The sequence below is a fragment of the Coprococcus sp. TF11-13 genome (genome assembly GCF_003481085.1).
GTDB classification, from domain to species: Bacteria; Bacillota; Clostridia; order Lachnospirales; family Lachnospiraceae; genus Coprococcus; species Coprococcus aceti.
This window is the reverse complement of the sequence record NZ_QUKK01000009.1, coordinates 56,968-67,257: the sequence shown is the minus strand read 5'-3', so window position 1 is coordinate 67,257 and position 10,290 is coordinate 56,968. Positions and strand designations below refer to the sequence as shown.

Genomic DNA, 10,290 nt, shown 5'->3' with positions numbered 1-10,290 from the left:
GCTGAGAAGTACTAATAGGTCGAGGACTTATCCTTAGAGGTTTCTAAGAGATAAGCTTTGGAGATACGCAAGTGTGCATGATATCTGCAAGGTGCAGAATCTAAGGCATACACAGTAAAGAATAAAGTTTACTTTGAAACAGTCGTTGGTTGTTAGATGGGGTTAGGTTACTAGCTTTCTGTGTGAAATTCTGAAGGTACAAAATAAAAGTACCGAGAAAATTTAACGCTGCAACAGGTGTTAAATTTTTTCTGTATATAGGGGATTGGTCAAATGGTATGATAGGGGTCTCCAAAACCTTTGGTGGGAGTTCGATTCTCTCATCCCCTGCTAAAAAGCCTTGAAAACTCAGTGTTTCAAGGCTTTATTTATATTAGTGGGAAGGAAAATGGCAAACTATGAAAAAGGAGAATGAACCACATTAATATAAAGGCAGTTCTATATATTTTATAGTGACTTTGGTGGAAAAATATGTAAAATATTATAATATAAAGTAAAGAGAAGAAGGGATTAATATGTATTACAATGATGTGCTTGATCTGATAGGGAATACTCCGCTTATGTGTCTGAAAAAGTCGACAGGATACAATATATTTGCCAAGGCGGAATTCCTTAATCCTGGTGGAAGTATTAAAGACAGGATCGCAAAAAACATGCTGGAGGTTGCAGAGAGTGAGGGAAAACTCAAGCCTGGAATGACTATTATAGAGCCTACGAGCGGTAATACCGGAATAGGGCTTGCACTCTGTGGTGTTCAGAAAGGTTATAAAGTGATAATTGTGATGCCAGAGAATATGAGTGAGGAGCGAAAGAAGGTTATCAGGGCATTTGGTGCTGAGCTGGTACTTACGGATCCGGTTCTAAGCATCGGTGGTGCTGTTGATAAGGCAAATGAGATAGCAGAATCTGATCCAGAGAAGTATTTCATGCCGCAGCAGTTTGTCAATCAGGCAAATCCAGATGCGCATTATCGCACAACAGCAGTTGAGATGTGTGAACAGCTTGGTCAGAAGATAGACATATATGTGTCTGGTGTTGGAAGTGGGGGTACTCTCCAAGGTATAGCTAAATATCTGTTGGAGAAAAATCCAGATACGAAGATTGTTGCCGTTGAGCCTAAGGGAGTGTCAGCGCTACATGGAGATGGCCCGGGAATCCATCAGATACAGGGAATAGGCGATGGATTTATACCGGATGTCCTGGATACATCACTGGTAACAGATGTGGTGGAAGTGGCGGATAAGGATGCCATTGAGATGGCGAGACGACTTGCCAAAGAACAGGGACTTCTTGTAGGTACGTCATCCGGTGCAAATGTATGGGCGGCTATGAAGATGGCAGAAAAATATGGGAAAGATAAAGTTATAGCCACTGTGATGGCGGACAGAGCTGAAAGATATTTCAGTGTAGGTTTATTATAAAATAGGAAATAAATTTATTTAGGGACATTTTCAAGAGATGCTATGTATGGTACAGTGGAAATGTCTCTATTTTATTGATTTAAATGTGTTATTTGAAAGAACGCAAAATATAAACCATGTAAGTATAAAGGAGAAAAAGAGATGGATATAAATGGGAAGATGACGGGAAAAAATGTGGTTAGCGAGGCACTTGCTGCATCGAGGGAATACGAAACTCAGAATGAAATAGATAAGAATGAGCGACCGTTGTTTCATGTGACTCCGCCTGTCGGTTGGATGAATGATCCGAATGGATTTTCTGTGTATAATGGTAAGGTGCATTTGTTTTACCAGTATCATCCGTACAGTACGGAATGGGGACCTATGCATTGGGGGCATCAGGTCAGTGACGATTTGATAAGATGGGAGCAGCTTCCTGTGGCGATTGCACCTGATACGATATATGATGCCGAGGGCTGTTTCTCAGGTACGGCCATTGAAAAAGATGGAGAGCATGTCCTGATATATACCAGTGTTATGAAAAATCCCGACGGTGATGGGGTATTGCAGAACCAGAGCATAGCGGTTGGTGATGGCGTTACATATAAAAAAATACAGAATAACCCGGTGGTGACCGGAGATATGCTGCCGGAGGGATTGAGCAGAGCGGATTTCAGAGATCCGAAGGCATGGCTTGAGGATGGCAGATACTATATGGCTGCAGGCTGTGTGGATCAGGATAATAAGGGGCTTGTGGTATTACTTTCGAGCGCTGATATGGAAAGCTGGACATTTGAGAGTATCCTTGCACGGAATGAAGGTGATCTGGGCGGCATATGGGAATGCCCTGATTTCTTCAAATTAGACGATCATCATGTACTTCTCGTATCGCCTACGGGAATGAAAGCAGAGGGATATGAATTCCACAATGGAAATAATTCTATCTATTTTGTTGGAGAATTTGATAAAGGTGAGAAGAAATTTGACGGTGGAGAGCCATTATCACTTGATTATGGAACAGATTTCTACGCGCCTCAGACTACACTTTTGCCGGATGGCAGAAGGATAATGATAGCGTGGATGCAGTCGTGGCATAATCTGTGGATACCCGGTGGACAGAAGTGGCAGGGAATGATGACGATTCCGAGGGAGATATCTCTGAAAAATGGACGCTTGATACAGAAGCCAGTGAGAGAGATAGAGAAGTATCATGCTAATATGGTCAGGTACTCAGATGAAGTAGTGAGTGGACGGCGTAGTCTGGAAGGTATAAGTGGAAGAAGTCTGGATGTGACATTTGTAATCACTGGAAACAAATACAGCAGATTTACCGTGAATCTGGCAAAGGGAAGCGGATATTATACTCGATTTATATATGACAGAGGAAATAATATAATAGAGATGGACAGGACATTTGCCGGATTTGAGAAAGATGTGGTGTGTATCAGAAGGGCCTGCGTGAAATCAGCAGAATGTTACGGGGATGTCAAGGAAAAGGTTGATGAACAGCAGGAGGCTCAAGATAGTATAAAGCTCAGATTTATACTGGACAGGAATTCGATAGAGCTGTTTGTAAATGATGGAGCTATGACAATGAGCACGGCGATATATACACCTATTGAAGCGGATGGAATAGAGCTGTTATGTGAGGGACAGGCAGTCGTGGATGTGGAGAAGTATGATATCATTTAACAAAAGATGATCTTGCTCAATTGTTTAGTTGTTGCACTGCCAGGCATCAGTCTGGCGGTTCTCCAGGTTTCAGGTGCCTCCGTTCCAACATTGAGATGACAAGGAAAGTTGTCAAAAGTTATTGACAACTTTCCTTGTCATTTGTTATACTCCATTGTAAAAGAAATGACAACTATAGTTGTCATTTGGCATATATAATATATATAGCTTGAATTTGGAATGGGATTTTAGTGGTAAGAATTAAAATGGAGTTATGAGGATATGAGGAAAAAGCAAGGTGTAAATAAAAAGGACAATCTAAGTGAAAATGGCATGGATAAAGGTAATAAGAAATCTACCTGTGAAACACTACAAGCTATGTTTGAGGGCATGATCGTCTCCCAACCAGTGGACAAATTGAAGACGCAGGTCAAGGGGTATTCCGTGACAATGATCACAGAGAGAATGTTAAAGAAGAACAAGCTGGGGGATGTTATTGCTGAGATCTGTGATATGACTGAGCTTGAGCGCGAAATCCGCCAAGGTCTGGAAAATGGACTCCCTGTGTATGGTTTCTTCAGAAACAAGCAGATGTGGAGCTGCTTTATCTTTGATAAAGAAGATATTGCCAGGAGTGAGTTGACGCCTGAACCTGAAAGTGGCAAGGATGTACTCAGTATATACAAGCTTAGAAAGTATTACATTCATCCTGAGGTGGAGGATCTGGCAGATGACATGATGGAGGTTGCCCACAGCAATGTGTATCAGAATGTGATAGATGTATTTGGAGATTGGAAGAGTGATGGATTCTTTTTGAGGGATAAAATATATGTGTGTAAGCGTGATAAATCCACTGGCGCACCGTTTGGAATTCTAATTGGTGTTGCACTTGGTATAGTGTATGGAATGCTGTTTGACAATTTGGCGCTTGGAATTTCCATTGGATTCTGTTTTGGAATAAGCTTTTCCATGATATGGGGGACATCCACACATAAGTATGCAGAGCATGGGCTGGCAGACAGAGCAGAAGCTGAAGATGCAGACAATGTAATAAAAGGATTGGGCTCTGATGGAGAGGACGGCATAAACAGATAATGGACCTGATTATGATGACAATACAGATTAACAAGCTGGAGGTGATATAGATGCCGCTGTACAACAGGCTGAAGGAATATCGGGCGAAGCTGGGAGTAAACCAGCAGGAGATGGGAGCGTTGGTGCAGACCTCGAGGCAGACGATAAGTCAGATAGAGAGGGGAGATTACAGTCCATCGGTGACTCTGGCACTCAAGATCGCGAAGGTGTGTGGTGTCAGCGTGGAGGATATATTCCAATACGAGGATGATAAGGAATGATTCCTGACATATGGATAAGGTCGTGTTAATTCATAGAATGAAAAGAGGATATGAGATGAAGGATACTGATAAAAAAGTGAACAAGAAAAGTAATCTGAAGATATATATAATATTTGCGGTCATGATCCTGGCAAGTCTGCTGGGAGGTTTCCTGGCGGGAAGGCTTGCCGCGGTGAACAAGGACACATTGGATGGAATCAACTGGGATCATATATGGTGGATAACAGCTGATACGCTGCCTATAGTATATGGTGTGCTCATGCTGGCGACGTTTGTGGTGTCATTTGTCATGTATGGGAAGATAAAGAGGATGATCAGAGGCTGGGACGGAGAGAACGAGGATGTGATAGTGGATATAGAGAGTCGGATCACGACTGCCTCATATCTCCCGTGTGTCACCGTGTTCGTTGGACTTGTGTTGTTTCCGGTGTGTATATACGCTGTGGACAGGACGTACAGTGATGGGCGTGGCACATTCCTGACAGTGCTGTCTGAGCTCGTATTTCTGATATCTATGGCACTGTATTGTGTGGTTGAAAAGCTTGTTATCGATGAAAAGAAGAAGCTTAACCCGGAGAAAAGCGGAAATATATTCGATATGCATTTTCGCCGTGACTGGGAGAACACATCGGACGAGGCTGAGCTTATCATGATAGCCAAATCCTCCAAGAAGGGATTTATGACTGGAATTAAGGCAGGATTTGTCATGTGGATACTTACGTTTATGAGCATGTTTGCATTTGACACAGGAGTGATGCCAATAGTGGCTGTTGGACTTGTGTTGATTGTAATGTATGTGGCTTATTGCAGAGAGTTTGTGAGACTACAGAAATAAAATAAATATATGTGATATAATGGCGGATGGCTGTATGACAATTGCAGGGCATTCGCCTTTTATTGTATGACACGGTCCTGAGATTTTTCATTGTCATACATATATATAAATGACCAGAAGGCAGAAAAATATAAAAAAATAGAGATGTAGGAATAGAGCTGTACTATTTTGGACAATAATATCTATGCGATGGGATGAATTTTAATCGAAAGGGGTATTGCTATGATATTAAAGGAAAAAGAGAAAACAGTTATCCAGGATCTTCAGACACAGGAGAAGTCCTGTGTGGAGAAATATGGAAGATATGCGGAGCAGGCGAAGGATCCTGAGCTTAAGAATCTGTTCCAGACTATACAGAAGGAAGAGCAGAAGCACTATGATTCACTTACCCAGGTGCTTGACGGACAGGTTCCACAGTGTGACTGCAATGACAGCGATGGAAAAGATTATGAGCCAAAGCAGACATACAAGATGATGGACGATTCCGAGGATAAGAAGAATGATGAGTTCCTTGCAACAGACTGTATTGGAACAGAGAAGCTTGTGTCAGGCGAGTACAATGGAGAGATATTTGCATTTGGCGAGAGCGCGGTGAGAAAGCTTCTGGCGGATATACAGATCGAGGAGCAGAATCATGCGGAGATGCTCTACAAGTATAAGGTCGCAAATGGAATGGTGTAGGGAAAAGCTTACACAAGGGAGCATAAATTGTAAGGAGGATATGTATCACATGTGGTATATATCCTCTTTTTTGTTGCAATGATTCGTTAAAGCAGCTGGTGAAAACTCTTTGTTTTGAATTGAGGTTTTATGCGGGGATATATTCACAAAACGGATGACAAAATGTAGAATGTTATTATACATTTTGGAAAAAGATAGCTAAATTTTAATAGGATGTATATAGGCAGGGATAACATTTTCAGAGAGGAGAATGTGACGTGAAAAGAAAATTTTACAGTGTACTGTATGTAGCAATATTTGCATTGCTGATGTCCGGGTGCAGTATGTCAGGAATTGCGGATGGCAGCAGGTCTGCGGTAAAGGAATATGAGAAGGAGACTGTAGAAGATACCTCAGAATCAGAGAATACCACAGCTGCGGAGAAAAAAGATAATGCCGGCAACACGTCACCTGAAAGCAGTGCGGCAGCATCTGAGAATATTGCAGATCAGCAGGCTTCGAGCATGGAGATTGCTGATATTCCCATATATTCGGGAGAGGCATATTGTGAGATAAATGGCAATGTGCCTTATTTCAGTGAGGATGAGATGGTGACGGAGGCATTTGAGAATTACAGCGATCTGGACTTTCTTGGAAGATGTGGAGTTGCCTATGCCAATATCTGTAAGGAGATTATGCCAACGGAGGAGCGCGGCGAGATAGGTATGATAAAGCCTTCAGGGTGGCATACAGTTAAATACAATGATCGTATAGACGGCAATTATCTGTATAATCGCTGCCATCTGATCGGATATCAGCTTGCCGGGGAGAATGCAAATGAAAAGAATCTGATAACTGGAACCAGATATCTGAATGTCACTGGCATGCTGCCATTTGAAAATGAGGTAGCTGATTATGTGGAAAGTACTGGAAATCATGTGCTTTACAGGGTTACACCTGTATACGATGGAGACAATCTGGTTGCGTCCGGAGTGCAGATGGAGGCGGAGTCCGTGGAGGATAAAGGCGCAGGAGTAAGTTTCAATGTGTATGTGTACAATGTACAGCCAGGCGTGATAATCGACTATGCTACAGGGGACAGCGAAGCGGATCCGGATTATGTGGTGCCGGGAGAGAATGCCAGCACTAAAGTATCAGAGGAAAAAGGAGATGATGACCAGACAGCAGAAGCTGGAATGATCGGAGAAACTCAGGATACGGAGTCAGATATTGGCAGTGATACATCGGAGATCCAGAAAGAGTCTGCGGATGAGGATACATACATAGTCAACACCAACACCGGCAAGTTTCATAAGCCATCATGCAAGAGTGTGAAACAGATGAAGGAAGCGAATAAATCTGAGAGAACGACCACAAGGGACGAGCTTATATCTGAGGGATATGAACCTTGTAAGAACTGCAATCCGTAGTTGGACTTTGCCTGGGATTCTGATACACTCAGAACAAATTAGGAGAGAGCTTCATCGGATAGTGACCGCAGTTAAGAAAGATGGAGAGGTAGGTCTTGAGTATATGAAGAGTGTGGAGATAGAGAAAAGAATAAGACAAGAGAGCAGAGAAGAGAGAGAAAAACTAATTAGACAATCACTTGATATCGTATTGTATATCAGGTGGTTGTTTTTTATAAGGGTAAAGCGCATATTTTATCAAAAATTTGATATGGCTGAAAAATTATCAAAACAGCACTTGACAACAGGGGGATTATATATAAAATATAACAGTGTAATATAACACTGTTATATTTGCGCGTGCCTGATGTTTGGTATGGCACTTGCATTTGGAATCTGTTTCGGTCAGAAGCGAGGCATATTAAACGGGAGAGGAGTCTTTATGACAGAAAAAGCAGAAAATACAAGACAAAACATACTGAATACGGCACTGAAGCATTTCCTTGAGTACGGATTTGCAGGGACATCGCTCAGAAGCATTGTGAAAGATGCCGGACTTACAACAGGTGCATTCTATAAATATTATCCTACAAAGGAGGCTCTTTTTGATGCGCTGATAGATCCGTATGTGGAGGAGCTATATGGGATATATGACAGCGTTCTTGAGGAGTTTCAGAGCCTGCCACCGGAGAAGCAGACTGAGAACATGGCAAGCGCATCTGGGAACGGAATGGATCAGATGGTGAATTACGTGTATGACCATTATGATAATTTCAAACTTTTACTGCGGTGCAGTGACAATGAGAAGTATGGAGATATGATACATAATCTGGTAGGCCGTGAGATGAGATCTTCAAAGCAGTATGTGGATGAGATGCACAGAGCCGGTATAAATGTGCCGGACATAAGCGACAGCCTTTGTCATATGATATATAGTGGTTTTTTTTCGGCGATATTCCAGATCATAGAACACGACATGGATCGCGAGACTGCGATAGAGAATGTGGGCAAGCTCAAGAAATTCTACACTGGAGGTTGGGAGAGACTATGGAAGGTGCAGTTTCCGGAGTAGTCAGTAGTTATGCGGCAAGGTAAAATACCGAACCGCATAATTTTAAACTATGAGGTTAGACGAAACTAATGCAAATAAGCGAAAACGAACAAGTTTTTGCTCAAGATATAAGGAGGAGAAAAAGTGGAAGAAAAAAAGAAATCAGCGGTGAGCTGGGTCCTCACATGGGCGGGGCAGAAGAAGTCATCCTATGTGTGGAGCGTCATTTTGGCGGTTATCAATGTAGTATTCAAGATAGTTCCGTATTTCATCATTGCGGACGTGGTCAGGATGTTCCTTGACGGGGATAAGGATCTCAGGGAATATATGTTGAAGGCTCTTATCATAGCGGGCTCGTTTATACTTGCTGAGCTTTGCCATAGCGTATCAACGGCATGTTCCCACAAGGCAACATTCAACGTGCTTGCAAATATCAGAAAGTCATGCTGCGACAAGCTTGCAAGGGTGCCGCTTGGATACGTGAAGGATACGCCATCGGGTTCGTTCAAGAACATTATGGTGGAGAGAATAGACAGCATAGAGACGACTCTGGCACATGTTGTGCCTGAGTTTACATCCAACCTGCTGGCGCCTATCATTGTCATCGTGTATTTTTTCATGGTTGACTGGAGACTTGCGTTGTTCTCATTTATCCCGATAGTCGTTGGATTTGTAACGTACATGGGCATGATGATCGATTTCCAGGAGAACTACAACAGGACAGTTGAGAAGACCAAGGCACTTAACGACGCAGCAGTGGAGTACATAGATGGAATTGAGGTCATCAAGGCATTTGGCAAGACAGAGAGCTCATATGCCAAGTTCACAAAGGCGGCAAAGGAGAACGCAGACTCGTATATCAACTGGATGAAGAAGTGCTCATTCTTCCAAGCAGCCATGTTCGTCATCACACCGTACACACTTGCAACGGTCCTTCCGATAGGTGCGCACTATGTGTCAAATGGTTCGCTCACCACAGCGGATTTCGTTGTGTGTATCATCCTCTCACTTGGAATAGTCGGTCCGCTGCTTACAATCGGTTCATACACCGATGATCTGGGCAAGCTGTCGACAGTCATCGGAGAGGTTACAGGAATCCTGGAGCAGCCTGAACTCGTAAGACCTGAGCACACAAAGGCACAGCCGAAGGACAATGGAATAAAGGTTACAGATATCACATTTGGCTATCACGACAAGGAGATACTCCACGGCGTGAGCATGGATATAAAGGCGGGAACGGTAAATGCGATAGTCGGTCCGTCGGGAAGCGGAAAGTCTACAATAGCCAAGCTGATAGCTTCACTGTGGGATGTGAACAGCGGAAGCATAGAGATCGGAGGCGTGGACATAAAGGATATCGCGCTGACGGATTTCAACGACAGGCTTGCGTATGTGTCACAGGATAATTACCTGTTCAACGAGACAGTCAGGGACAACATAAGACAGGGAAGACCGGATGCCACGGACGCCGAGGCCTTCGAGGTAGCCAGAAAGAGTGGTTGCTACGACTTCATCATGAACCTTGAGAACGGATTTGACACCGTGGTCGGCGGTGCAGGTGGACATTTGTCGGGCGGTGAGAGACAGAGGATATCCATCGCCAGGGCGATGCTGAAGGACGCGCCGATAGTTATACTGGACGAGGCAACAGCCTACACCGATCCGGAGAATGAGGCCATACTTCAGAGCTCTATCGCCAAGCTTGTGGCGGGTAAGACGCTGATAGTCATAGCCCACAGACTTTCCACCATCAAGGATGCGGATCAGATATTTGTGGTAAATGCAGGAAATGTGGAGGCTCATGGAACACATGAGGAGCTTCTTAGCAAATGCACACTTTACAGGGATATGTGGCAGGCGCACATCTCGGTCAAGGATACGGCAGGCGATGAAAAGGAGGGCGAGTAAT

Annotated in this window: 10 protein-coding genes and 1 tRNA gene; all 11 read left to right on the top strand. The window is 43.4% G+C overall.

What is annotated here, in order from left to right; all coding sequences use genetic code 11:
* The first annotated feature begins 259 nt into the window (after positions 1–259).
* A tRNA-Trp gene (locus DXD11_RS12750) sits at positions 260–330 on the top strand.
* Between the two features lie 185 nt (positions 331–515).
* Positions 516–1,421, top strand: a complete 906-nt coding sequence (gene cysK, locus DXD11_RS12745) for a cysteine synthase A (RefSeq protein WP_055147632.1) — start codon at positions 516–518, stop codon at positions 1,419–1,421.
* A 141-nt stretch (positions 1,422–1,562) separates the two neighbouring features.
* On the top strand, positions 1,563–3,092 hold the full coding sequence (locus tag DXD11_RS12740) for a glycoside hydrolase family 32 protein (RefSeq protein WP_118758539.1): 1,530 nt from the start codon (positions 1,563–1,565) through the stop codon (positions 3,090–3,092).
* A 261-nt stretch (positions 3,093–3,353) separates the two neighbouring features.
* Positions 3,354–4,166: a hypothetical protein gene (locus tag DXD11_RS12735; RefSeq protein WP_243105870.1), complete on the top strand. Its 813-nt coding sequence runs from the start codon at positions 3,354–3,356 to the stop codon at positions 4,164–4,166.
* 50 nt (positions 4,167–4,216) lie between these two features.
* A complete protein-coding gene (locus DXD11_RS12730) occupies positions 4,217–4,426 on the top strand; it encodes a helix-turn-helix transcriptional regulator (RefSeq protein ID WP_055147626.1) in 210 nt (69 codons plus the stop codon).
* Positions 4,427–4,481: 55 nt separating this feature from the next.
* Positions 4,482–5,261, top strand: coding sequence for a DUF3169 family protein (locus DXD11_RS12725; protein ID WP_118758537.1), 780 nt, complete (start codon positions 4,482–4,484; stop codon positions 5,259–5,261).
* 222 nt (positions 5,262–5,483) lie between these two features.
* On the top strand, positions 5,484–5,942 hold the full coding sequence (locus DXD11_RS12720) for a ferritin-like domain-containing protein (protein ID WP_055147620.1): 459 nt from the start codon (positions 5,484–5,486) through the stop codon (positions 5,940–5,942).
* 257 nt (positions 5,943–6,199) lie between these two features.
* A complete protein-coding gene (locus DXD11_RS12715) occupies positions 6,200–7,351 on the top strand; it encodes a DNA/RNA non-specific endonuclease (protein WP_242992712.1) in 1,152 nt (383 codons plus the stop codon).
* Positions 7,323–7,673: a hypothetical protein gene (locus DXD11_RS12710; RefSeq protein ID WP_117551032.1), complete on the top strand. Its 351-nt coding sequence runs from the start codon at positions 7,323–7,325 to the stop codon at positions 7,671–7,673. Before DXD11_RS12715 ends, DXD11_RS12710 begins: the two co-directional genes overlap by 29 nt.
* 99 nt (positions 7,674–7,772) lie before the next feature.
* Entirely contained in the window at positions 7,773–8,402 is a 630-nt protein-coding gene (locus DXD11_RS12705) for a TetR/AcrR family transcriptional regulator (protein WP_117551030.1), read from the top strand.
* 123 nt (positions 8,403–8,525) lie between these two features.
* The gene (locus tag DXD11_RS12700; protein ID WP_117551028.1) at positions 8,526–10,289 is read left to right on the top strand and encodes an ABC transporter ATP-binding protein; all 1,764 of its coding nucleotides are present in this window, start codon (positions 8,526–8,528) and stop codon (positions 10,287–10,289) included.
* Position 10,290: the final 1 nt, after the last annotated feature.

Excerpts from the sequence above, each read along its gene's own strand:
- cysK (WP_055147632.1), top strand. The coding sequence starts at position 516 with ATGTATTACAATGATGTGCTTGATCTGATAGGGAATACTCCGCTTATG.
- DXD11_RS12740 (WP_118758539.1), top strand. The coding sequence starts at position 1,563 with ATGGATATAAATGGGAAGATGACGGGAAAAAATGTGGTTAGCGAGGCA.
- DXD11_RS12735 (WP_243105870.1), top strand. The coding sequence starts at position 3,354 with ATGAGGAAAAAGCAAGGTGTAAATAAAAAGGACAATCTAAGTGAAAAT.
- DXD11_RS12730 (WP_055147626.1), top strand. The coding sequence starts at position 4,217 with ATGCCGCTGTACAACAGGCTGAAGGAATATCGGGCGAAGCTGGGAGTA.
- DXD11_RS12725 (WP_118758537.1), top strand. The coding sequence starts at position 4,482 with ATGAAGGATACTGATAAAAAAGTGAACAAGAAAAGTAATCTGAAGATA.
- DXD11_RS12720 (WP_055147620.1), top strand. The coding sequence starts at position 5,484 with ATGATATTAAAGGAAAAAGAGAAAACAGTTATCCAGGATCTTCAGACA.
- DXD11_RS12710 (WP_117551032.1), top strand. The coding sequence starts at position 7,323 with ATGAACCTTGTAAGAACTGCAATCCGTAGTTGGACTTTGCCTGGGATT.
- DXD11_RS12705 (WP_117551030.1), top strand. The coding sequence starts at position 7,773 with ATGACAGAAAAAGCAGAAAATACAAGACAAAACATACTGAATACGGCA.